The 23,050-nt window shown below is 71.7% G+C and carries 22 protein-coding genes; 18 read left to right on the top strand and 4 right to left on the bottom strand.

The genetic code is table 11. The annotated features are described in order from the left end of the window. Positions 1-58: 58 nt before the first annotated feature. A complete protein-coding gene (locus P3G67_RS25245) occupies positions 59-826 on the top strand; it encodes a TSUP family transporter (RefSeq protein ID WP_276095545.1) in 768 nt (255 codons plus the stop codon). A 171-nt stretch (positions 827-997) separates the two neighbouring features. Further along, on the top strand, positions 998-1,903 hold the full coding sequence (locus P3G67_RS25240) for a DMT family transporter (RefSeq protein WP_276095544.1): 906 nt from the start codon (positions 998-1,000) through the stop codon (positions 1,901-1,903). A gap of 39 nt (positions 1,904-1,942) precedes the next feature. On the opposite strand, the gene P3G67_RS25235 is transcribed toward P3G67_RS25240, so the two are convergent. The 3 genes from P3G67_RS25235 to P3G67_RS25225 form a co-directional block, all read right to left on the bottom strand. Beyond that, positions 1,943-3,451 carry a hypothetical protein gene (locus tag P3G67_RS25235; protein ID WP_276095543.1) on the bottom strand — a complete coding sequence of 503 codons (1,509 nt, stop codon included), beginning with the start codon at positions 3,449-3,451 and terminating at the stop codon, positions 1,943-1,945. An 87-nt stretch (positions 3,452-3,538) separates the two neighbouring features. Further along, the gene (locus tag P3G67_RS25230) at positions 3,539-4,399 is read right to left on the bottom strand and encodes an SCO6745 family protein (RefSeq protein ID WP_276095542.1); all 861 of its coding nucleotides are present in this window, start codon (positions 4,397-4,399) and stop codon (positions 3,539-3,541) included. A gap of 9 nt (positions 4,400-4,408) precedes the next feature. Then, entirely contained in the window at positions 4,409-5,245 is an 837-nt protein-coding gene (locus P3G67_RS25225) for an enoyl-CoA hydratase/isomerase family protein (protein WP_276095541.1), read from the bottom strand. 344 nt (positions 5,246-5,589) lie between these two features. Between P3G67_RS25225 and P3G67_RS25220 the strand changes: the two genes are divergently transcribed. Continuing rightward, positions 5,590-6,066 (top strand): ATP-binding protein, encoded by a 477-nt coding sequence (locus P3G67_RS25220; RefSeq protein ID WP_276095540.1) that lies wholly within the window; start codon positions 5,590-5,592, stop codon positions 6,064-6,066. A gap of 21 nt (positions 6,067-6,087) precedes the next feature. Here the strand turns inward: P3G67_RS25220 and idi are convergent, their stop codons facing one another. After that, a complete protein-coding gene (gene idi / locus P3G67_RS25215; protein ID WP_276095539.1) occupies positions 6,088-6,717 on the bottom strand; it encodes an isopentenyl-diphosphate Delta-isomerase in 630 nt (209 codons plus the stop codon). A 372-nt stretch (positions 6,718-7,089) separates the two neighbouring features. Here idi and P3G67_RS25210 point away from each other — a divergent pair, with 372 nt between their 5' ends. The 15 genes from P3G67_RS25210 to P3G67_RS25140 form a co-directional block, all read left to right on the top strand. Beyond that, a complete protein-coding gene (locus P3G67_RS25210) occupies positions 7,090-8,862 on the top strand; it encodes a DUF5941 domain-containing protein (protein ID WP_276095628.1) in 1,773 nt (590 codons plus the stop codon). Next, positions 8,859-9,614 (top strand): phosphocholine cytidylyltransferase family protein, encoded by a 756-nt coding sequence (locus tag P3G67_RS25205; RefSeq protein ID WP_276095538.1) that lies wholly within the window; start codon positions 8,859-8,861, stop codon positions 9,612-9,614. Before P3G67_RS25210 ends, P3G67_RS25205 begins: the two co-directional genes overlap by 4 nt. Further along, a complete protein-coding gene (locus P3G67_RS25200) occupies positions 9,602-10,663 on the top strand; it encodes an iron-containing alcohol dehydrogenase family protein (protein WP_276095537.1) in 1,062 nt (353 codons plus the stop codon). The genes P3G67_RS25205 and P3G67_RS25200 overlap by 13 nt, the downstream gene beginning before the upstream one ends. Next, complete coding sequence (locus P3G67_RS25195) at positions 10,641-11,420, top strand: CDP-alcohol phosphatidyltransferase family protein (protein ID WP_269858831.1); 780 nt, start codon at positions 10,641-10,643, stop codon at positions 11,418-11,420. Before P3G67_RS25200 ends, P3G67_RS25195 begins: the two co-directional genes overlap by 23 nt. After that, positions 11,417-12,307 (top strand): glycosyltransferase family 2 protein, encoded by an 891-nt coding sequence (locus P3G67_RS25190; protein ID WP_276095536.1) that lies wholly within the window; start codon positions 11,417-11,419, stop codon positions 12,305-12,307. Before P3G67_RS25195 ends, P3G67_RS25190 begins: the two co-directional genes overlap by 4 nt. Before the next feature lie 79 nt (positions 12,308-12,386). Continuing rightward, positions 12,387-13,316: an ABC transporter permease gene (locus P3G67_RS25185; RefSeq protein WP_276095535.1), complete on the top strand. Its 930-nt coding sequence runs from the start codon at positions 12,387-12,389 to the stop codon at positions 13,314-13,316. After that, positions 13,309-14,097: an ABC transporter ATP-binding protein gene (locus P3G67_RS25180; RefSeq protein ID WP_276095534.1), complete on the top strand. Its 789-nt coding sequence runs from the start codon at positions 13,309-13,311 to the stop codon at positions 14,095-14,097. Before P3G67_RS25185 ends, P3G67_RS25180 begins: the two co-directional genes overlap by 8 nt. Before the next feature lie 418 nt (positions 14,098-14,515). Further along, positions 14,516-15,430 (top strand): squalene synthase HpnC, encoded by a 915-nt coding sequence (gene hpnC, locus P3G67_RS25175; protein ID WP_313881277.1) that lies wholly within the window; start codon positions 14,516-14,518, stop codon positions 15,428-15,430. Then, complete coding sequence (hpnD, locus tag P3G67_RS25170; protein WP_276095533.1) at positions 15,427-16,365, top strand: presqualene diphosphate synthase HpnD; 939 nt, start codon at positions 15,427-15,429, stop codon at positions 16,363-16,365. The genes hpnC and hpnD overlap by 4 nt, the downstream gene beginning before the upstream one ends. Before the next feature lie 121 nt (positions 16,366-16,486). Beyond that, on the top strand, positions 16,487-17,905 hold the full coding sequence (gene hpnE, locus P3G67_RS25165) for a hydroxysqualene dehydroxylase HpnE (protein ID WP_276095532.1): 1,419 nt from the start codon (positions 16,487-16,489) through the stop codon (positions 17,903-17,905). A 35-nt stretch (positions 17,906-17,940) separates the two neighbouring features. After that, the gene (locus P3G67_RS25160; RefSeq protein WP_276095531.1) at positions 17,941-19,014 is read left to right on the top strand and encodes a polyprenyl synthetase family protein; all 1,074 of its coding nucleotides are present in this window, start codon (positions 17,941-17,943) and stop codon (positions 19,012-19,014) included. Positions 19,015-19,127: 113 nt separating this feature from the next. Beyond that, positions 19,128-21,140, top strand: coding sequence for a squalene--hopene cyclase (shc, locus tag P3G67_RS25155; protein ID WP_276095530.1), 2,013 nt, complete (start codon positions 19,128-19,130; stop codon positions 21,138-21,140). Next, a complete protein-coding gene (locus P3G67_RS25150) occupies positions 21,140-21,802 on the top strand; it encodes a phosphorylase family protein (RefSeq protein WP_276095529.1) in 663 nt (220 codons plus the stop codon). Before shc ends, P3G67_RS25150 begins: the two co-directional genes overlap by 1 nt. Positions 21,803-21,807: 5 nt before the next feature. Then, positions 21,808-22,833, top strand: a complete 1,026-nt coding sequence (gene hpnH, locus P3G67_RS25145; RefSeq protein WP_269859671.1) for an adenosyl-hopene transferase HpnH — start codon at positions 21,808-21,810, stop codon at positions 22,831-22,833. 3 nt (positions 22,834-22,836) lie between these two features. After that, the coding region (locus P3G67_RS25140) for a flavodoxin-dependent (E)-4-hydroxy-3-methylbut-2-enyl-diphosphate synthase (protein ID WP_276095528.1) at positions 22,837-23,050 on the top strand (214 nt) is incomplete at its 3' end.

The raw sequence follows: 23,050 nt of genomic DNA, 5'->3' as shown, positions 1-23,050 counted from the left end.
TCAACCGCCGGCTGCCGCGTCCGGCATGATCGGTGGCCTGGACGAAGGGTGGGGACCGATGACCGCGCTGGACGCCTTGCAACTGATACCCGTCGCCGTCGCCGCCGGTTGGATCGACGCCGTGGTGGGCGGCGGCGGTCTGCTGCAACTCCCGGCCATGCTGGTGGCGTTCCCCACCCTGCCCACCGCGACCGTGCTCGGCACCAACAAGGCGGTGGCGATAACCGGCACCACCTCGGCCACCATCACCTTCCTGCGCAAAACCGACATCAACTGGAGATTCGTCGGGCTGGCGGCGGCGGTCGCACTGCCGGCGGCGTCCGCTGGCGCACTGGTGGCCACCGCGCTGCCCAGCGGTGTGTTCCGCCCGGTGATCATGGCGGCGCTGCTGACCGTCGGCGCGTTCGTCACCCTGCGCCCCGACTTCGGCCGCACCCACGCGCCGGTACGGCTCAGCCGCTCCCGCGCGGCGCTCGCGGCCGCGCTCAGCGGCGCCGGTATCGGCTTCTACGACGGGGTGATCGGCTCCGGTACCGGCACCTTCCTCATCATCACCTTCCTGCTGGTGCTCGGCGCCGACTTCGTGCACGGCTCGGCCATGGCCAAGGTGGTGAACGTCGGCACCAACCTCGGCGCGCTTATCGTCTTCGTGGTCCAGGGGCACGTGCTGTGGCTGCTGGCCGCCGGCATGGCCGTCGGCAACGTGACGGGTGGCGCGCTCGGGGCGCGGATGGCGCTCAAGCGGGGCGCCTCGTTCGTCCGGTACGCGCTGCTCGTGGTCGTCGTGCTGCTGGTCGCCAAGCTCGGCTACGACCAGTGGCACTGACCCCTGGTGACCGCGGCGCGGGTGAACCTCGGCTGAGGGCGGTGGCGGGAGACGGTCGCTGACCCCGGCGCCGGGCGCTATCGTCGGCACTGCGGAGACCGCACAGCCGTTGTACGAAGGCAGGCGCCCAGGCGGCGCCCGAAGTCGGTTCGAGCCGGAGAGGGTAACGTCGTGGTCGTATTCCTACTCGGGCTCAGCGCCGCCTGCTGCCTCGGCTTCGGCTTCGTGCTCCAGCAAAGAGCCGCGCAACGCGCTCCACTCTCCGACTTCCTGTCCTTCCGGCTGCTGCTCGACCTGATGCGGATGCCCGAGTGGGTCATCGGCATCGTGGCGATGGTCGCCGGAATGGTCCTGGGGGCGCTCGCGTTGGCGCACGGCGAGATCTCCCTGGTGGAGCCGCTCACCGCGACCAACCTCCTGTTCGCCATGGGCCTGTCCAGATGGCTCTCCGGCCAGCCGCTGGGCTGGAGCGGCTGGGCCGGGGTGGCGTTGCTGGCGCTCGGCGTGACGTCGTTCATCGTGGCCGGCCGCCCGTCCGGGGACGGCCAGCTCGCCGGGCCGCTGCGGCACTGGGTGCTGTTCGGCACCTTCGTGGGCCTGGCGATGCTGCTGACCGGGCTCGCCAAGCGGCTGAGGCCCACCCTGGAGGCCACCGTGCTGGCACTGGCCGCGGGGCTGCTCTACGGGTTGCAGGACGCGCTCACCCGGATCTCGGGGCAGTTCGTCAGGAGCGACGGGGTCGCGGTGCTGTTCGTCCACTGGCAGCCGTACGTGATCGTGGCGCTCGGGCTGACCGGGTTGCTGCTGGTGCAAAGCGCGTTCGAGACCGCGCCGCTGCGGTCCTCGCTGCCCGCGCTGACCGCGGCGCAGCCGCTCGCCGGTATCGCCTGCGGGGTGGGGTTCCTGGGCGACCGGCTGCGGGTGACGCCCGGTGCGCTGGCCTGGCAGGCGTCCGGGCTGCTGGCCATCGTGATCGGCATCGTGCTCCTCGGGCGCCATCCGGCGATGCCGGAAGGTCCTTGTGCGGTGCGTGATCCGCATCCCGCGGACCACGCCGCCCGTGCCCTCGAGGGGTGACCTGGGGGCGAAGCCCCCAAACGCCCAGCGGGTTCGGGGTCAGCGCAACCCGGTCGGCGGTACGTACGCGGACCAACCGGTGACCGCGGCGGAGCCGGTGAGCGCGCGCCGCTGCCAACCGGGGGCGTACGAGGGGGCGGAGCCCCCGGGCGGGACCAGGATCGCCACCGCGCGGGACCGGGCCGCGCGGACCACCTCCGGGCCGGAGGCCTGCGACGCGTCACTGCGCAGGTTGGAGCGCAGCGACGACGCGCAGCCCGCGTCGTAGGCGATGGGCTGCGTGTCACCGGCGACCAGGCAGGGCGGCCGTACCCCGATCCGCCGCAGGGCGTCGGCCAGCGCCCGGTACTCGCCGACGTTCCGCTCGGCGGAACCGATCTGCCGCCGCAGGATCTCCCCCTGCACGTACCAGTGCCCGACGAGCAGCGCACCGGCGAGCACGGCGGCCACGATCCGCGGCGGTGTCGGCGAACTGCGCACCCACCGCGCCCCCGCCGACAGCAGCCCGGCGACCGGCAGCGCCAGCAGCGCGTACGCCGGCAGGAGGAACCGGGGCGCCGCGTACGGGATCAGGAACAGATACGAAGCCGTGAGCGACAGCGCGCACACCACCGGCAGCAGCGCGCCGGCCAGCCGTCCGGCCCGCGCCGCCACCACGACGCCGACCACCGCGAGCAGCGGCAGCGCGAGCCACCAGGCGATGTGCGCCACCGGCGGGTAGCCGACGTCGCACGGGCGGCACAGCAGCGGACCGTCCGCGCTGCGCAGCGCGTTTCCGACGTTCCAGGAGAAGCCCAGTCCGCCCTCTATCGCGTCGGAGTCCGCCAGCCGCTCCCAGACCCCGCCGAACCGCGCGTACGCCTCGGCGATCCACTCGGCCAGCCCGGCCGCCAGCCCCACGACGATCGCCGCCGCGACCCGCCACCGGCGCCAGGCCCTGACCAGCAGCACCCCCGCGAGCAGCGGCAGTGCCAGCCACACCCCGTCCGGGGCGCGCACCAGCGTGGGCCAGCCCACCGCCACCGCGAGCCCCACCAGGTACCGCCGTCGCGGCCCCTCCCGCACCGTGAGCAGGAAGAAGCCGGTGGCGGCCACCGCGCCGAAGGCCACCCACAGGTTCGGCATCATCTGCGACCCGTACTCGACGGTGACCCACAGCCCCGCGAACAGCAGCGCCGCCAGTGCCGAGGTGCCGGGTCCGACGATCCGCCGCCATACCGCGAACGCGCCGAACAGCGCCAGGCCGGAGAGCGCCGCGAGGAAGGTGCGCAGCACCAGCGGATCGGAGGTGAAGGCCGCCACCGGCGCTCCGAGCAGGGTCACCCCGCGGGACCGCGGCGCGCTGAAGAAGGCGGCCGGAGAGCGCGGGTCGACCTGCGAGAAGTAGATCGACTCGTCCCAGGCGAGTGAGCGGCCGGGCGCCGCGAACACCAGCTGCGCGACGGTGTACAGCGCGGCGACGACCGCCAGTCGCGGATCACGGCGGACGCGGGCGACCGCTGATCCGGCCGTTCGGGCGCCTATCGCTGCTGTCCCGGCGAGTGTCATCGGCATCTCCTGGTCGGTGCGCTCGCAGCATTTTCGCTGACCCACCCCATCACACAAGGGCCGCGACCGCTGACGGGAGCCCGGCCGCTACTTGCCCATGTGCTTGACCGGCAGCGCGTTGGCCGCCAGCACCGCCTTGGTGAACGGCGCGACCAGCTCGGTCAGCCGTTCGGCGTACTCCGCGCCCAGGTGCCGGTAGGGGGCGAAGCCCAGACGGTCGGTGTCGTCCTCGATGGTGCGCCGCAGTTCCACACCGGCTTCGGTGAGTTCGCCCGCCGGGTCCAGCAGTCCGCGCTCCCGCAGCCGCTCCTCGGCCGCCGACCACTCCTGGGCCGACCAGCCGCGGGTGGCCTGGGAGAAGTAGCGGGTGAAGCCCTTGCCGGTGGCGGTGTGCGACACCAGGGCCTCCAGGCCGTCGAGTTCGGCCTCGGCGAGCGCGATCAGATGCCCGTCACCACGGTGTTCGCGCAGCAGTGTGGCGGCGTGCCACAGCGCCAGGTGGGGGGCGTCGGGCACCGGCAGGTCGGCGTTGGCCGAGTACAGCGGGCGGCCGGGGCGGCCGCAGGCCTCGGTGGCCCGTAGCGCGAGTTCGGCGGCCTCGGTCAACTGCCGGGAGCCGATGGCCTCCGGGCCGAGCAGCCGCCGCAGGTAGGCGTCGGTGATGCGCAGCCGGGCCTCCAGCACGGCCCGCGGCGACGCGGCGTGCCAGGCGCGCGGGATGTGCCGGGCGACCAGGTCGGGGTGGAAGTTGTAGAACGTCGCGGTGACCGTGCCCGCACCGACGGCGCCCAGTGGCGCGGCCCGCCCGGCGAAGTACGCCATCGACCCGCGTTCCAGGCCGAGCGCGGCCAGCTCGTCATCGTGCTCTGGCGCGAAGTAGAAGGCCGAGTGCAGCGGGTTGAGGGCGTTGTAGCAACGCCGTGACGCGCGCAGGGTGAGAGTCGTCATGGCGTCACGTTACCCGTCGGTAGAACCGTTGCCGGGGTGTCCTCGCCGCGCCGGGCGGGCGGTGTGGGCGGTCTCGACCGTCCAGGTGAACTTCGGCATCCGGCGTTCCAGGAAGGCGGCCACCCCCTCGGTGCGGTCCGCGCTGTCCCGCGCCTGCTCCGCCCAGTGCGCCAGCCGGCCGGGATCCGCGGCGCCGGACGCGCCCAGCGCCATCGCGGTGAACTCCTTGGCCGCCGCCTGCGTGAGCTGGGAGCGTGCGGTCAGGATCCCGGTGAACTCGGCGACCCGCGCGTCGAGCTCCCCGTCGGCGAGCAGTTCGTCCACCAGCCCGGTGCGCAGCGCCCGTTCGCCGTCGATCAACTCGGCCGAGAACAGCAGGTACTTGGCGGTGGCCGGGCCGACCAGGCCGACCAGCCTGCGGGTGGACGACGCCGGATAGACGATGCCGAGCTTGGCGGGTGTCACCCCGAACCGGGCACCCCGCGCCGCGAACCGCAGATCGCAGGCGGCGGCCAGTTGGCAGCCGCCGCCCACGCAGAAGCCGCGGATCGCCGCGATCGTCGGTTTGGGGAAGGCCGCCAGCGCCTCCTCCGCGACCACCGCCGGTGCGCCGGGGTCCGGCTGGCCGCGCAGCGCCTCGATGTCGGCGCCCGCGCAGAACGTCCCGCCCGCGCCGGTGAGTACCAGTGCCCGTACCGAGGGGTCGGCGGCCAGTTGGTCGAGCAACTCCGGCAACTGCCGCCACATGTCCGGGGTCATGGCGTTCCGCTTGGCCGGATTGCTGATGGTGATGGTCGCGGTGGCGGCGCCGTCGGCATGGTCGAGCGACAGGCCGGGCTCTGCCATGCGGCTTCCTCCAGTCGGGGTGCGGGGGTCCGTCCGGGCTGTCCGGCCGGTGGTCCGATTCGGGCGATCCTAATGTCTGCCTCTCGGACAACCCCCCGAAATTAGCGAGCAAAAGCCGCAAGACCGCTCTGGCCGCCCACTGTAGACGGTCTGAATCGGTCAAGACCCGTCGAGACACGCTGACTTGTGGTCAGCGCAACGGCAAGCGCCTTGTGGCCCCAACACTCTTCACATATGAGGCGGTTCCCGTCGCCCCGGCAAGTGGGGACAGGGCGGGACTGCGGGGTACGTCAGCGAGGGCTGGTGCTGTCATGACGGTCTGCGGGAGAACCCCGCCCGAACCCATGCCCCCGGAGACCGCGCGAGCGGTTCCGGGCGCGGAGCGGGTCGCCCCCTGCCCCTACGAGGGCACCTGGCGGTTCACCGCACCGGCCCTGGACTCCTCGGTACCGCAGGTGCGGCACGCGGTGCGCGACCTGCTCGCCCGGCAGGGCGTCCCGGTCGCGGCCGAGACCGTGGACGGTCTGCTGCTGATCGTCTCCGAACTGGTCACCAACGCGGTACGGCACGCCGCCGTGCTCTCCCCGCAGATCACCGTGGAGATCGCGGTGGGGCCGCAGTGGGTGAGGGTCGGCGTGGCCGACGACCACCCGTACCGCCCCAAGGCGTTGGAGGCGGACTACGCCAAGACCGGCGGCCGGGGCCTGCTGCTGGTGAAGGCGATCACCGACGAGGCGGGAGGTGTCTGTGACGTCGAACACACCCCGGCGGGCGGGAAGGTGGTCTGGGCGGCCCTCCCGCTGACGATGCCGCTGCTGTGACGTCGGCGGCCCACCGGCCCGTCACCAGCCCGCCGACGGGCCGGTCAGCTCCCGTACCGCGGGCAGCGCGGCGTCCAGCACAGTGCCGAACCACGCGGACAGCGTGGTCCCCTCCCGCAGTTCGGCGAGGCCGTCCGGGGTGACGAACGCGGTGTCGCACACCTCCTCCGGATCGGGCCGCGGCTCGGCCCGGACCAGGCCCACGAACAGGTGGTTGTACTCCTGCTCCACCAGGCCCGAGGCCGGGTCGGGGTGGTTGTAGCGCACCGTTCCCGCCTCGCGCAGCAGCACGGGCGCGAGGCCCAGTTCCTCGGCGGTGCGCCGGGTGGCGGCGACGAACGGCTGCTCGCCCGGGTACGGGTGGCCGCAGCATGTGTTGGACCACACACCGGGCGAGTGGTACTTGCCGAGCGCGCGCCGCTGCATCAGCAGCCGGCCCTCGTCGTCGAAGAGGAAGACCGAGAACGCCCGGTGCAGCCTGCCCGGCGCCAGATGCGCGGACAGCTTCTCCGCGGTGCCGATGGTCACACCGCCCTCGTCGACCAGCTCCAGCAGGATCGGTGCGGAGCTGCCGTTGGACGACGGCCCGGCGGACGACGGACCTGCGCTCGCTGGGTCGCCGGGCCGGCCGGTGGCGGGACTGATCGGCATGGCCATCCTTCGCTCTTGACGCTCATGACGTACGAGATGCCTAAGTCTGCCGCACACCACCGCACCCCCGCCGGTCGATCACCTGGCGCACCGGCGGTTTGTCGTCACACCCGACCCTCGCCCATGCTGGAGTGTCTGCTGTGCCGCCCGCCCGGGCGACCAGCCCGGTCCAGGGCCGCGCCGAGGCCGCCACCGGGGGGCAGTGAACGTGCGGTGAACGGTGCCTTCCGGGGATCCGATAGCCTCAGCCGTCGAACCCGCCCCGCGAACTGCCGTGGCGGGACGCAGGCGCGTCCGGAATCCGGGCGCCACGAGGTGCAGCAGCCACGCGGGACCTTGCCGTCGCCTTGACCCATCAGGGAGTGAGTTCGTCTGTCGACCGCCATCCTCACCGGTCCGCCGGTCGCGGACTCGACCGTGGAGGACGATCTGCGCCTCCTCGGCTTCGACGTGGTCGCCGCGGACAGCCCGGCCGAGCTCGCCGGACACCTCAAGGCCGCACCCGCCGGGACCAGGGTCGCCGTGGTCGACCGCCGCTTCATCGGGCACCGGCACGCGCTGCGGCTGGCCCTGACCGACCCGCGCTTCACGGCGGGGGCCGTCCCCGGCGCGCTCGGCGTCAGCCCCGCCGGCCGTGACCGGCTGTGCCTCGCCGCCGACGGCCTGGCCACCCCCGACGAACTGGCCGCCGCACTGGACACCGCCGGCGTTCCGGTACACCGGCCGGAGCTGGGCGTACTGACCGCCGCGGTGCCCGCCGACGAGGCGGCGCGCGCCGAGGCCCGCGACGCCGTGGCGGCCGTCGATGACGAGGAGGTACGGCTGCGCACCGCCGTGAAGTCGCGCGACGGCTTCTTCACGACGTTCTGCGTCAGCCCTTACTCGCGCTACCTGGCCCGCTGGTGCGCCCGGCGCGGCCTCACCCCGAACCAGGTGACCACCGCCTCGCTGCTGGTCGCGCTGATCGCCGCCGGTTGCGCGGCCACCGGAACCCGGGCCGGGTTCGTCGCGGCGGGCGTGCTGCTGCTGGCCTCCTTCTTCCTGGACTGCACCGACGGCCAGCTGGCCCGCTACTCCCTGCAGTACTCCACCCTCGGCGCCTGGCTGGACGCCACCTTCGACCGGGCCAAGGAGTACGCCTACTACGCGGGCCTGGCGCTCGGCGCGGCCCGGGCGGGCGACGACGTGTGGGCGCTGGCGCTCGGCGCGATGGTGCTGCAGACCTGCCGCCATGTCGTGGACTTCTCCTTCAACGAGTCCAACCACGACGCCACCGCCAACACCAGCCCCACCGCTTCCCTCTCCGACCGGTTGGACGGCGTGGGCTGGACGGTGTGGGTGCGCCGGATGATCGTGCTGCCGATCGGCGAGCGCTGGGCGCTGATCGCGGTGCTGACCGCGGCCACCACGCCGCGGGTGGTCTTCTACGCGCTGCTCGTCGGCTGCTCCTTCGCCGCCTGCTACACCACCGCGGGCCGGGTGCTGCGCTCGGTCACCCGCAAGGCGCGGCGCACCGACCGGGCGGCACAGGCGCTGGCGGATCTGGCGGACTCCGGGCCGGTGGCGGAGCTGGCGGCGCGCGTGCTGCCGTCCTTCGCGGCGCCGGTGACCGCCGTCGTCGGCGGTGCCGCCGCACTGGCGACCGCCCTGCTCACCCCGTACGGCACCTGGTGGCCGGTGCTCGGGGCGGGTGTGTACTGCCTGACCTCGGCGGTGGCGGTCGCGGCACCGCTGAAGGGCGCGCTGGACTGGCTGGTCCCGCCGATCCTGCGCGCCACCGAGTACACCGTGATCCTGGCGCTCGCCGCGCGCTCCGGCGTGCCCGGCGCGCTTCCAGCGGCGTTCGGGCTGGTGGCGGCCGTCGCCTACCATCACTACGACACGGTGTACCGCATCCGCGGCGGCACCGGTGCGCCTCCCCGGGCCCTGGTCCGCGCGACCGGCGGCCATGAGGGCAGGCTGCTGGTGATCACCGTGGCCTCAGCCCTGCTCGCGCACACCACAGCTTTGAAAACGGCAGCTTGGCCCACGGCGGTAGCAGTACTGGCCGGATACCTGGCGCTGGTGGTGCTCACCGAGTCCATCCGTTTCTGGGTCTCGGCCGGTGCACCCGCGGTACACGACGAAACAGGAGAACCCACATGATCGGCCTCGTGCTGGCGGCCGGCGCCGGACGGCGTCTTCGCCCCTACACCGACACCCTGCCGAAGGCCTTGGTCCCCGTAGGCCGCCCCGGTGGGGCGGAGGCTGCCACCACGGTCCTCGACCTGACCCTGGGCAACTTCGCCGAGGTCGGTCTGACCGACGCGGCCGTCGTGATCGGCTACCGCGGCGAGGCCGTCATCGAGCGCCAGGCGGAGCTGGAGAAGAAGTACGGCGTCAAGCTGCACCTGGTGCACAACGACAAGGCCGAGGAGTGGAACAACGCCTACTCCCTGTGGTGCGCCCGTGACGTGCTCACCGAGGGCGTGATCCTGGCCAACGGCGACACCGTCCACCCCGCCTCCGTGGAGCGCACCCTGCTGTCCGCCCGCGGCAACGGCCAGCGGATCATCCTGGCCCTCGACACGGTCAAGCAGCTCGCCGACGAGGAGATGAAGGTCGTCACCGCCGACGGCAAGGGCGTGCGGCGGATCACCAAGCTGATGGACCCGGCCGAGGCCACCGGTGAGTACATCGGCGTCACCCTCATCGAGTCCGAGGCCGCCGCGGCGCTCGCGGACGCGCTGAAGGCGACCTACGAGCGCGACCCGCAGCTGTACTACGAGGACGGCTACCAGGAGCTGGTCAACCGCGGCTTCCAGGTCGACACCGCCGCCATCGGCGAGGTCTCCTGGGTCGAGATCGACAACCACGACGACCTCAAGCGGGCCCGGGAGATCGCGTGCCTGTACTGACCCGGCTGATCCCCTCGCCGGTCGTCGTCGACATCAACGGCGGAGCGCTGGACGACCTGGCCGGCCTCCTCGCCGACCAGCGCGTCTCCAGCTCGGGCAAGCTCGCGGTCGCCATCAGCGGCGGCTCCGGCCAGAAGCTGCGGGAGCGGCTCGCCCCCGAACTGCCGGGCGCCGACTGGTACTCGGTGGCGGGCGGCTCGCTGGACTCCGCCGTCAAGCTGGCCGACGCCATGCGCGGCAAGCGGTACGACGCGGTGGTCGGGCTCGGCGGCGGCAAGGTGATCGACGTGGCCAAGTACGCGGCCGCGCGGGTCGGGCTGCCCATGGTGGCGGTGGCGACCAACCTGTCGCACGACGGCATCTGCTCGCCGGTGTCCACCCTGGACAACGACAACGGCCGCGGCTCCTACGGCGTCCCGCAGCCGATCGCGCTCGTCATCGACCTCGACGTGATCCGGCAGACCCCGGCTCGCTTCGTACGCTCCGGCATCGGCGACGCGGTCTCCAACCTGTCCGCCCTCGCGGACTGGGAGCTGTCGCACCGCGAGACCGCCGAGCCCATCGACGGCCTGGCCGCCGCGATGGCCCGCAGCGCCGGCGAGTCGGTGCTGCGGCACCCCGGCACCATCACCGACGACGACTTCCTGACCACGCTCGCCGAGGGGCTGGTGCTCTCCGGCATCGCCATGGCGATCAGCGGTGACACCCGCCCGTCGTCCGGCGCCTGCCACGAGATCAGCCACGCCTTCGACCTGCTGTACCCGCAGCGGGCCGCCTCCCATGGCGAACAGGTCGGCATGGGTGCGGCGTTCGCGATGTACCTGCGCGGCGCGGCCGACGAGGCCCGCAACATCGCCGACGTACTGCGGCGGCACAGCCTGCCGGTGCTACCGGGCGAAATCGGCTTCTCCGACGCCGAGTTCGTGGCCGCGGTGGAGTACGCGCCGCAGACCCGCCCCGGGCGGTACACGATCCTGGAACACCTGGACCTCGACACCGACGCGATCAGGGATGCGTACGCGGACTATGTCAAAGCCATCGGTAGCTGAACTGCGGCCGGTCGTTCACCCCGCCGGGGTGAAGGACCGGCGCAGCGGTGAGCACTGGGCCGGGCGCATCTACATGCGGGAGATCTCGCTGCGGGTGGACCGGCACCTGGTGAACACCCGGGTCACGCCCAACCAGCTGACCTACCTGATGACCCTCTTCGGTGTCCTCGCCTGCCCCGCGCTGCTGGTGCCCGGCATTCCGGGCGCCGTGCTCGGTGTGCTGATGGCCCAGCTCTACCTGCTGCTCGACTGCGTCGACGGCGAGGTCGCCCGCTGGAAGAAGCAGTTCTCGCTCGGCGGCGTGTACCTGGACCGGGTCGGCGCCTACCTGTGCGACGCGGCGGTCCTGGTGGGCTTCGGCCTGCGCGCCGCCGACCTGTGGGGCCACGGGCGGATCGACTGGCTGTGGGCCTTTCTCGGCACCCTCGCCGCCCTCGGCGCGGTCCTGATCAAGGCCGAGACCGACCTCGTCGGCGTCGCCCGCCACCAGGGCGGGTTGCCCCCGGTCAAGGAGGCGGCGTCCGAGCCGCGTTCGTCCGGTCTGGCGCTGGCCCGCAGGGCCGCCGCGGCCCTGAAGTTCCACCGGCTCGTCCTGGGGATCGAGGCGTCCCTGCTGATCCTGGCTCTGGCGGTCGCGGACGCGATCAGGGGCGACCTGTTCTTCTCGCGGCTGGGCGTCGCCGTGCTCGCCGCCATCGCGATGCTGCAGACGGTGCTGCATCTGGTGTCCATCCTCGCGTCGAGCAGGTTGCGATGACGGGCCGCCCGGTGACCAGGCTCGGCGCGGTGGTGCTCACCATGGGCAACCGCCCCGCCGAGTTGCGCGCCCTGCTGGACTCCGTCGCCAAGCAGCGCGGTGAGCCCGTCGAGGTGGTGGTGGTGGGCAACGGCTCACCGCTTCCCGAACTCCCCGACGGGGTAAGGACCGTTGAGCTGCCGGAGAACCTGGGCATCCCGGCCGGACGCAACGTGGGCATCGAGGCGTTCGGGCCCGGCGGGTCCGAGGTCGACGCGATCCTGTTCCTGGACGACGACGGCTTCCTGCCCAACGAGGACACCGCGGAACTGGTCCGGGAGGCGTTCACCGCCGACCCGAAGCTGGGCATCCTCAGCTTCCGCATCACCGACCCGGCCACCGGCACCACCCAGCGCCGCCATGTTCCGCGGCTGCGCGCCTCGGACCCGATGCGCTCGTCCCGGGTCACCACCTTCCTGGGGGGTGCGAGCGCGGCACGCACCGAGGTCCTCCAGCAGGTCGGCGGGCTGCCCGACGAGTTCTTCTACGCCCATGAGGAGACCGACCTGGCCTGGCGGGCGCTGGACGCCGGTTGGCTGATCGACTACCGGTCCGACATGGTGCTGGAGCACCCGGCGACCGCCCCGAGCCGCCATGCCGTCTACCACAGGATGGTGGCCCGCAACCGGGTCTGGCTGGCCCGGAGGAACCTTCCGGCTCCACTGGTGCCGCTGTATCTGGGAACCTGGATCCTGCTCACCGTCGCCCGGCGCCCGTCCCGGCAGGCGCTGCGGGCCTGGGTGGGCGGCTTCAAGGAGGGGTGGACCACTCCCTGTGGCCCGCGTCACACAATGAAGTGGCGTACGGTTTGGCGGCTGACCCGACTGGGACGACCACCCGTCATCTGACAAGCTCGGATGGAAACGCATCGGGCGCGGACCGGGATCCCGCCCCGGCCCGTGCACCATGAGGACGAAAGTGTCAACTGTGAGCGATACCACGCATGAGGGCGCGGTCGCCGTGAGCACCCCGCCGGTCTCGGCCGCTGACGGCGGCCTGTCACCGGCCGAGCTGGCGGCCAAGTACGGGCTGTCGGTGAGCGGTGCCCGGCCGAGCCTGCCGGATTACGTACACCAGTTGTGGGGACGTCGGCACTTCATCGTGGCGTACTCCATCGCCCGGCTGAGCGCCCAGTACACCAAGGCGCGGCTCGGCCAGATCTGGAACGTGATGACGCCGCTGCTCAACGCGGCCGTCTACTACCTGATCTTCGGTGTGCTGCTGCAGACCGACCACGGCATCGACAACTTCATCGCCTACCTGGTCACCGGCGTCTTCGTCTTCAACTTCACCCAGTCCACGGTGCTCGCCGGCACCCGGGCCATCTCCGACAACCTCGGGTTGATCCGCGCACTGCACTTCCCGCGGGCCGCGCTGCCGATCTCGGTCACCCTCATCCAGCTGCAGCAGCTGCTGTACTCGATGATCGTGCTGGTCGCCATCGTGCTGATGACCGGCGAGGTGCCGCAGTTCTCCTGGTTCCTGCTGCTGCCCGCGCTGGTGCTGCAGTCCGTCTTCAACATCGGTGTCGCGCTTTACGTGGCCCGGCTGGGCAGCAAGGTCACCGACCTCGCCCAGCTGATGCCCTTCCTGCTGCGCACCTGGATGTACGTCTCCGGCGTGTTCTACGCGATCGACAAGGTCGTCAAGCACCTGCCGACCGCGGTCGGCGTGCTGCTGGACCTGAACCCGGCCGCCGTGTACATCGACCTGATCCGCTTCGCGCTGATCGACAGCTTCACCTCCGCGCAACTGCCGCACCACGTATGGATCGCCGCCGTGGCATGGGCCGTTGTCGCCGGTATCGGGGGCTTCGTGTTCTTCTGGAAGGCTGAGGAGCAGTACGGTCGTGGCTGAGCAGCAGGTGGGTGGGGCCGAGCGGGTTCCCACGGTGATCGTGGACGATCTGCACATCGTGTACCGGGTGCATGGTGCGGGCAGCGGCAAGGGCAGTGCCACGGCCGCGTTGAGTCGGATCGTGCAGCGTCGTACGTCGCCGAACGTGCGTGAGGTGCACGCGGTGCGCGGGGTGAGTTTCGTGGCGTACCGGGGTGAGGCGGTCGGGCTGATCGGTTCGAACGGTTCGGGTAAGTCGACGATGCTGCGGGCGATCGCGGGGTTGCTGCCGCCGGAGCGGGGTCGGGTGTACACCGATGGGCAGCCGTCGTTGCTGGGTGTGAACGCGGCGTTGATGAATGATCTGACGGGGGAGCGGAACGTCATCCTGGGTGGGTTGGCGATGGGGATGGGTAATTCCGAGATTCGTGAGAAGTATCAGGACATTGTGGACTTCTCGGGGATCAATGAGAAGGGTGATTTCATCTCGTTGCCGATGCGGACGTATTCGTCGGGTATGGCGGCGCGGTTGAGGTTTTCGATCGCGGCGGCGAAGCAGCACGATGTGTTGATGATCGATGAGGCGTTGGCGACGGGTGACCGGGCGTTTCAGAAGCGGTCGGAGGAGCGGATCCGGGAGTTGCGGGCCGAGGCCGGGACGGTGTTCCTGGTGAGTCACAACAACAAGTCGATCCGGGACACCTGTGATCGGGTGTTGTGGCTGGAGAAGGGCGAGCTGTGGATGGACGGCCCGACCGAAGAGGTGCTTGAGGCGTACGAGGAGCACACCGGCGGCAAATAGCCACTACCGGCATACCGCATGGACTTTTTCCCGGCCTCCGCCGACAACATCGGCGGAGGCCGATAGCGTGATGTGCGGCAACTCGTGGGGCCGAAGGGAAGATTCACACCCCCCGGCTTGTTCACCGTCGCGGAGGTTCTCGCGAACCACCCCCGCGTACGACGGATCACTGTACGGCGTACGCTGGGGCGGTGCTCAGCGCCGGAATACCGATGGTCTGTCCCCCATACGGGAGGGCGGATCCGAAGGGCGGCGCGAGCCGGAATGGAGGGGCGGTATTGGGAGCGGCGTGTCCGAAATGGGAAGATCCTAGGGATCGGTGTAGAACGGGGGATGTGGCGGCCATGACGACGCAGACCATCCAGCTCCGAGGCGCGTCCGCCGCTCGCACCCGGGGCTTCCAGTGGTGACCGCGCGGGTGGGCGCCGGACAGGCCGACGCGGCCGTTCGGTCGCGAGCCGCGCAGTCCCGAGCCGTGCTGGACAAGGCCGCCCGTGAGAACTTCCCCGTAGCGCCGTTCTTCCTGCCGCGCGCCTGGCGCGACGACCTGATGGCCGTCTACGGCTACGCCCGGCTGGTCGACGACATCGGCGACGGCGACCTGCCGCCCGGCCGGGACGACGCGCTGTGGCTCGGCCTGCCGCGCGAGGCGGCCGACGACCGGCTCGCCATGCTGGACGCCTTCGAGGCCGATCTGCGCCGGGTCTTCGACGCCACCCCGGGACACCCTCTGCTGCGGGCGCTGCAACCCACGGTTCGCCGCCGCGGGCTCACCCCCGAGCCGTTCCTCGGCCTGATCGAGGCCAACCGCCAGGACCAGCGGGTCAGCCGCTACCAGAGCCACCAGGACCTGCTGGCCTACTGCGAACTGTCCGCCAACCCGGTGGGCCGACTGGTTCTCGCCATCACCGGTACCGCCACCCCGGAGCGGATCCGACGCTCCGACGCCGTGTGCACCGCCCTGCAGATCATCGAGCACCTCCAGGACGTCGCCGAGGACCTGCGCCGGGACCGCGTCTACCTGCCCGCTCAGGACATGGCGCGGTTCGGCGTCACCGAGGCCGACCTCGCCGCCCCCACCGGCGGCGCGAAGGTGCGTGCGCTGGTGAAATTCGAAGCGGAACGCGCCGGTGATCTGTTGAATGAAGGCACCCCGCTGGTGGGTAGCGTCCACGGCAGGCTGAAGCTGCTGCTCGCCGGGTTTGTCGCCGGGGGCCGGGCCGCGCTCGCGGCGGTCGCGGCCGCCGGGTACGACGTCCTGCCGGGGCCGCCGAAGGCCACCAAGCTCGGACTGCTGCGCGAGGTGGGCTCCACATTGCGACGAGAGGGGTGAGCCGGACCGTGGACGGTACCGCGCACACGTCCGCGCCGGTGCTCGCTGCGTACCGGTACTGCGAGACCGTGACGGGGCAGCAGGCCCGCAACTTCGCCTACGGCATCAGGCTTCTGCCCGGGGAGAAACGTCAGGCCATGTCGGCGCTGTACGCGTTCTCCCGCCGGGTGGACGACATCGGTGACGGCGACCTCGACCCGGCCGTCAAGCAGGTCCGGCTGGAGGAGACCAGAGCGCTGCTCGGCCGGATCAGGGACGGCGAGGTGGAGCAGGACGACACCGACCCGGTGGCGGTCGCGCTGGCCGACGCCGCGCGCCGCTTCCCGCTGCCGCTCGGCGGGCTCGACGAACTCATCGACGGCGTGCTGATGGACGTACGCGGTGAGACCTACGAGACCTGGGACGACCTGAAGGACTACTGCCGCTGCGTCGCCGGGGCCATCGGACGGCTCTCCCTCGGCGTGTTCGGCACCGTACCCGGCGCACGCGACGCCGAGCACGCCGCGGAGTACGCCAACACGCTCGGCCTCGCCCTCCAACTCACCAACGTCCTACGGGACGTACGCGAGGACGCGGCCAACGGGCGCAGCTATCTGCCCGCCGAGGACCTCGCCAAGTTCGGCTGCTCCGCCGGGTTCCGGGGTTCCCGGCCGTCGGAGGGCTCCGACTTCACCGGACTCGTGCACTTCGAGGTCCGGCGCGCCCGTGCGCTGTTCGACGAGGGCTTCCGGCTGCTGCCCATGCTCGACCGGCGCAGCGGCGCCTGTGTCGCCGCCATGGCCGGGATCTACCGCCGCCTGCTGGAGCGGATCGCCGCGGACCCGGAGGCGGTGCTGCGCGGCCGGGTCTCGCTGCCCGGCCGTGAGAAGGCGTACGTGGCGCTGCGCGGACTCGCCGGTCTGGACGCCCGGCAGGTCGCCAGGGGGCGCGCCTGATGCGTTCCGGACCACCGATCACCACGCAACGGCCGCGCCCGGACGGCTCGGGACCAACCCTGCCGGCCTCCCGCGCGTCCCTCACCACGCCGCCAGACGGCGGCGTCGAACGGGGGCGGGCATGAGCGAGCACGCGGCGTCCGAGGCCGCGCGGGGACCGGAGGCGGTCGTGATCGGCGGCGGGCTGGCCGGGACCACGGCCGCGCTCACCCTCGCCGACTCCGGGGTCCGGGTCACCCTCGTGGAGGGCCGCCCGCGGCTGGGCGGACTCGCCTTCTCCTTCCAACGGGCCACCGCCGCAGGGGAGTTGACGGTCGACAACGGCCAACACGTCTTCCTGCGCTGCTGCACCGCGTACCAGTGGTTCCTCGACCGCATCGCCGCCCAGGACATGGTCACCCTCCAGGACCGGCTCGACGTGCCGGTGCTGGACGCGCGCCGTGCCCGACTCGGGCGGCTGCGCCGGGCCGCGCTGCCGGTACCGTTGCACCTCGCCGCCTCGCTCGCCACCTACCCGCACCTCTCGCTCGCCGAACGGGCCAGGGTCGGCCGGGCCGCGCTGGCGCTGCGCGGTCTCGACCTGGACGACCCGGCGCTGGACGAGACGGACTTCGGCAGCTGGCTGCGGGACCGCGGCCAGTCGCCGCGCACCGTCGCCGCGCTGTGGGACCTGGTCGGCGTGGCCACCCTCAACGCCACCGCCGAGCAGTCCTCGCTGGCGCTCGCCGCCATGGTGTTCAAGACCGGCCTGCTGTCCCACCCAGGCGCCGCCGACATCGGGTGGGCCACCGCCCCGCTCGGCGACCTGCACCACGGCCGGGCCCGCACCGCCCTCGAAAGGGCGGGGGTGCGCACCGTACTGCGCGGCCGGGTGACCGCGCTGCGTCCCGCGGCGGACGGCGGCTGGCAGGTCGACGTGGCCACCGGCCCCGGCCGCGCCGAGCGGCTGACCGCCGCCACCGTGGTGCTCGCGGTACCGCAGCGCGAGGCGCACGGCCTGCTGCCGGACGGCGCGCTGGCGGACCCCGGCGCGCTGCTGCGCATCGGCACCGCGCCGATCCTCAACGTCCATGTCGTGTACGACCGCACAGTGACCCAGCGGCCCTTCTTCGCCGCGTTGGACAGCCCCGTCCAGTGGGTCTTCGACCGGACCGGTACCTCCGGGATGACCAGCCGCGGGCAGTATCTGGCGCTGTCCCAGTCGGCCGCGCACGACGACATCGACCGTCCCGTCAGCGAGTTGCGGGACCGGTACCTGCCCGCGCTGGAGCGGCTGCTCCCCGCCGCACGCGGCGTGACGGTGCGGGACTTCTTCGTCACCAGGGAGCGCACCGCCACCTTCGCCCCCACCCCGGGCGTCGGCAGGCTGCGCCCCGAGGCCCGAACCCAGGCGCCCGGCCTGTACCTGGCCGGCGCGTGGACCGCCACCGGCTGGCCCGCGACCATGGAGGGCGCCGTGCGCAGCGGGCTGCGGGCCGCCAGGGAGGCGCTCACGGAACTGGGCAGGCCCGCCCCGGACGGGGAGTTGACGGCCGCATGAGCCACCACGACATCCACAGGACCCAAGGAGAACACGTGACCCCGGCCCACGAGCAGCAGGTCGCAGCGCCCGAGGCGCGCGACGGCGTCACCGCGCTGCTGGAGCGCGGGCGGACGATGTCCACCCCCGTGCTCCGCGCGGCGGTGGACCGGCTCGCGCCTCCGATGAACACCGTCGCCGCCTACCACTTCGGCTGGATCGACGCCACCGGGCGCCCCACCGACGGCGACAGCGGCAAGGCGGTGCGCCCCGCCCTCGCCCTGATGTCCGCGGAGGCCGCGGGCGCCGCGCCCGAGGTCGGGATCCCGGGGGCGGTCGCCGTCGAGCTGGTGCACAACTTCTCGCTGCTGCACGACGACCTGATGGACGGCGACGAGCAACGCCGGCACCGCGACACCGTGTGGAAGGTGCACGGACCGGCGCAGGCGATCCTGGTCGGCGACGCGCTGTTCGCGCTGGCCAACGAGATCCTGCTGGAGGTCGGTACCACCGACGCCCGGCGCGCCACCAAGCGGCTCACCACCGCCACCCGCAAGCTGATCGACGGTCAGGCGCAGGACATCTCCTTCGAGCACCGCGAGCGGGTCACCGTCAAGGAGTGCCTGGAGATGGAGGGCAACAAGACCGGCGCCCTGCTGGCCTGCGCCTCCTCCATCGGCGCGGTGCTCGGCGGCGCCGACGACGCCACCGCCGACGCCCTGGAGGCGTACGGCTACCACCTGGGCCTGGCGTTCCAGGCGGTGGACGACCTGCTGGGCATCTGGGGCGAGCCCGCCGTCACCGGCAAGCAGACCTGGAGCGACCTGCGGCAGCGCAAGAAGTCCCTGCCGGTCGTCGCGGCACTGGCCGCCAAGGGCGCCGCCGCCGAGCGGCTCGCCGAACTCCTCGCCGCCGACGCCAAGAACCCGGAGATCGGTGACTTCAGCGAGGAGGAGTTCGCCGACCGCGCCGCGTTGATCGAGGAGGCGGGCGGACGCGAGTGGACGTCGCAGGAAGCCCGCCGCCAGCACGCGACGGCGCTGGACGCACTGCGGGGTGTCGCCATGCCCGAGGAAACCCGGCAAAACCTCTTCGCCCTCGCGGACTTCGTTGTGGTACGAGAAAGATGACCAAGGCAACCGACGACTTATCAGAGTCCGACGACTTAACCCAGTCGCCGACCGCACGTCCGCAAAGGCGTGCGGTGGAAGCCCCACCAGCGCAGTGTGCAGAAGGGGAAGCCATGACAGCGACGACCGACGGCAGCGCGGGATCCCTACCACCCCGTGTCACCTCGGCCAACAAAACATCGACCCCGGCGTCCGCGGCCGACCCCGTAACGGAGTTGGACGAGGCGGCGGCCCGCACCGCGGAGCGCGCCACCGCCTACCTGCTCGCCGCGCAGCATCCGGACGGATGGTGGAAGGGCACCCTGGAGACCAACGTCACCATGGACGCCGAAGACCTGCTGCTCCGTCAGTTCCTGGGCATCCAGGACGACAAGACGCTTCAGGCGGGTGCCCGCTGGATCCGCTCCCAGCAGGCCGAGGACGGCACCTGGGCCACGTTCTACGGCGGCCCCGGCGAACTGTCCACCACTGTCGAGGCGTACACCGCGCTGCGACTGGCCGGTGACGAACCCGGCGCACCGCATATGGCGAAGGCCGCGCAGTGGGTGCGCGCCCAGGGCGGCATCGCCGGCACCCGGGTGTTCACCCGGATCTGGCTGGCCCTGTTCGGCTGGTGGAAGTGGGAGGATCTGCCCGAGCTGCCGCCGGAGCTGATCTACCTGCCCAAGTGGTTCCCCCTCAACATCTACTCCTTCGGGCAGTGGGCCCGGCAGACCATCGTGCCGCTGACCGTGGTCGGCGCCCACCGCCCGGTGCGGCCCGCGCCGTTCGCGCTGGACGAGCTGCACACCGATCCCAAGGTGCCCAACCCGCCGCGCCCCGCGGCTCCGCTGGCCAGCTGGGAGGGCGTCTTCCACCGCCTGGACAAGGCGCTGCACGCCTACCGCAAGGTCAACCTGCGGCCGCTGCGCCGCACCGCGTTGAACGTCTGCGCCCGCTGGATCATCGAGCGCCAGGAGAACGACGGCTGCTGGGGTGGCATCCAACCACCCGCCGTCTACTCGCTGATCGCACTGCACCTGCTCGGCTACGACATGGAACACCCGGTGATGCGCGCCGGGCTTGAGTCCCTGGACCGCTTCGCGGTGTGGCACGAGGACGGCAGCCGGATGATCGAGGCCTGCCAGTCCCCGGTGTGGGACACCTGCCTGGCCGCCATCGCGCTGGCCGACGCCGGGCTGCCCGCCGACCATCCGGCGCTGGTGAAGGCGGCGGGATGGATGCTGGACGAGCAGATCACCCGCCGCGGCGACTGGTCGGTGCGCCGCCCCCAACTCCCCGCCGGGGGCTGGGCGTTCGAGTTCCACAACGACAACTACCCGGACATCGACGACAGCGCGGAGGTGGTGCTGGCGCTCAAGCGGATCGCCCACCCCGATCAGGCGCGGCTGCGGTCCGCCATCGAGCGCGGGGCGCGCTGGGTGCTGGGCATGCAGTCCAGGAACGGCGCCTGGGGCGCGTTCGACGTGGACAACACCAGCCGACTGCCCAACCTGCTGCCGTTCTGCGACTTCGGCGAGGTCATCGATCCGCCGTCGGCCGATGTCACCGCGCACGTGGTGGAGATGCTGGCGGCCGTCGGCATGACGGACGATCCGCGCACCCGGCGCGGTGTGGAGTGGCTGCTGTCCGAACAGGAGGCCAACGGCGCCTGGTTCGGCCGCTGGGGCGTCAACTACGTCTACGGAACGGGCTCCGTGGTGCCCGCACTGGTCGCCACCGGGATTCCCACGTCGCATCCGGCGATCCGCCGGGCGGTCAGCTGGCTGGAGAGCGTGCAGAACGCGGACGGCGGTTGGGGTGAGGACCTGCGCTCCTACGCCGACACCGGCTGGATCGCCCGTGGCACCTCCACCGCGTCGCAGACCGCGTGGGCGCTGATGGCGCTGCTGGCCGCGGGCGAGCGGGACGGCAAGGCGGTCGAGCGCGGCATCCGCTGGCTGGCCGAGACCCAGGCACCCGACGGGTCCTGGGACGAGCCGTACTTCACCGGCACCGGCTTCCCATGGGACTTCTCCATCAACTACCACCTGTACCGGATGGTCTTCCCGGTCACAGCGCTCGGTCGCTACCTGCACGGCGAACCCTCCTTGCAGGCAGAGGCCCCGCTGGGGAAGGCCGCTTGATGTTCCGGTCCGAAACCGAGCCGATACCACCCGACGTGCGGAGAGGGCCGGAGGGTAGGGATCTCGGCCGGGGCCCGCTGCTGGTCGTCTGCGCGCTGGGCGTCGAGGCGGCGGCACTGCGCCGGGGAAGCCGCCTGGGCGCGGCCGGTCCGGTCGCGCTGCTGCGCACCGGCATGGGGCCGCGCAACGCGGAACGCGCGGTGACCCGGGCGCTGCGCGACGACCCGGCGCTGCGTGGCGCGGCGGTGCTCGCCACCGGCTTCTGCGCCGGGCTGGCCCCCGGCGTGGCACCCGGTGACGTGGTCGTCGACGACCGCACCGCCGACGGCGCACCGTTGGCCGCCGCCGTACGGCGGCTCGGGTGCACCGTCCACACCGGTCGGATCGCCGCCTCGGACCATGTGGTCCGGGGCGCGGAGCGATCCGCGTTGCGCGTTGCCGGGGCGACGGCGGTCGACATGGAGTCGGCCGCCGTCCAGCGCGCGGCCCTCGCCGCGGGGCCGCGTCCGGTGACCGCCGTCCGTGTCGTTGTGGACACCCCTGAGTACGAACTCCTGCGTGTCGCGACGCTCCGCACAGGAATCAACGCGTTCCGCGTGTTGAGGTCTATTCTTCCCGCCTTTCTTGATTGGCACCGCTCTACCGAGCTCCCTTGGAGGTGAGCCAGATGGCCATGCCGCTCCGTCAGACCGTCCGGGTCGGGACCTACCTCTTTGAACAGAAAATGCTCCGCCGCCGCGAGAAGTTCCCCTTGATCGTGGAACTTGAACCGCTCTTTGCGTGCAACCTCAAGTGCGAGGGTTGCGGCAAGATCCAGCACCCGGCCGGTGTGCTCAAACAACGCATGCCGGTCGCCCAGGCGGTGGGCGCCGTCCTGGAGTCCGGTGCGCCGATGGTGTCGATCGCCGGGGGCGAACCGCTGATGCATCCGCAGATCGACGAGATCGTGCGGCAGTTGGTGGCCCGAAAGAAATACGTCTTCTTGTGCACCAATGCGATGTTGCTCCGTAAGAAGTTGGACAAGTTCACCCCCTCCCGGTACTTCGCCTTCGCTGTGCACATCGACGGACTGCGTGAGCGCCATGATGAGTCCGTGGCCAAGGAGGGTGTGTTCGACGAAGCCGTTGCCGCGATCAAGGAGGCCAAGCGGCGCGGCTTCCGGGTGACCACCAACTCCACTTTCTTCAACACCGACACTCCGCAGACCATCGTCGAGGTGCTCAACTACCTCAACGACGACCTACAGGTGGACGAGATGATGATCTCGCCCGCCTACGCCTACGAGAAGGCGCCCGACCAGGACCACTTCCTCGGCGTCGAGCAGACCAGGGAACTGTTCAGGAAGGCGTTCGCGGGCGGCAACCGGCAGCGGTGGCGGCTCAACCACAGTCCCCTGTTCCTCGACTTCCTGGAGGGCAAGGCCGACTTCCCCTGCACCGCCTGGGCGATCCCCAACTACTCGTTGTTCGGCTGGCAGCGCCCCTGCTACCTGATGAGCGACGGATACGTCCCCACCTACAGGGAGTTGATCGAGAAGACCGACTGGGACAAGTACGGCCGCGGCAAGGACCCGCGCTGTGACAACTGCATGGCCCACTGCGGCTACGAGCCCACCGCCGTCTTCGCCACCATGGGTTCGCTCAAGGAGTCGCTGCGCGCCGCACGCGACACCGTCGCCGGAAACCGGGGCTGAGCCATGGCGGCGGTTTCACTCGGCGTGCCGTCCGTTCCGCCCAAGCTGGCGGAACGGCGCAGGAGCCGCAAGATCCAGGTGGGGTCGGTCGCGGTGGGTGGCGACGCGCCGGTGTCGGTGCAGTCGATGACCACCACGGTGACGGCCGACATCGGTGCCACGTTGCAGCAGATCGCGGAGCTGACGGCCTCGGGGTGCCAGATCGTGCGTGTGGCGT

It is taken from the genome of Streptomyces silvisoli (genome assembly GCF_029269905.1).
GTDB classification, from domain to species: domain Bacteria; phylum Actinomycetota; class Actinomycetes; order Streptomycetales; family Streptomycetaceae; genus Streptantibioticus_A; species Streptantibioticus_A silvisoli_A.
This window is presented reverse-complemented; position numbering and strand designations above follow the sequence as displayed.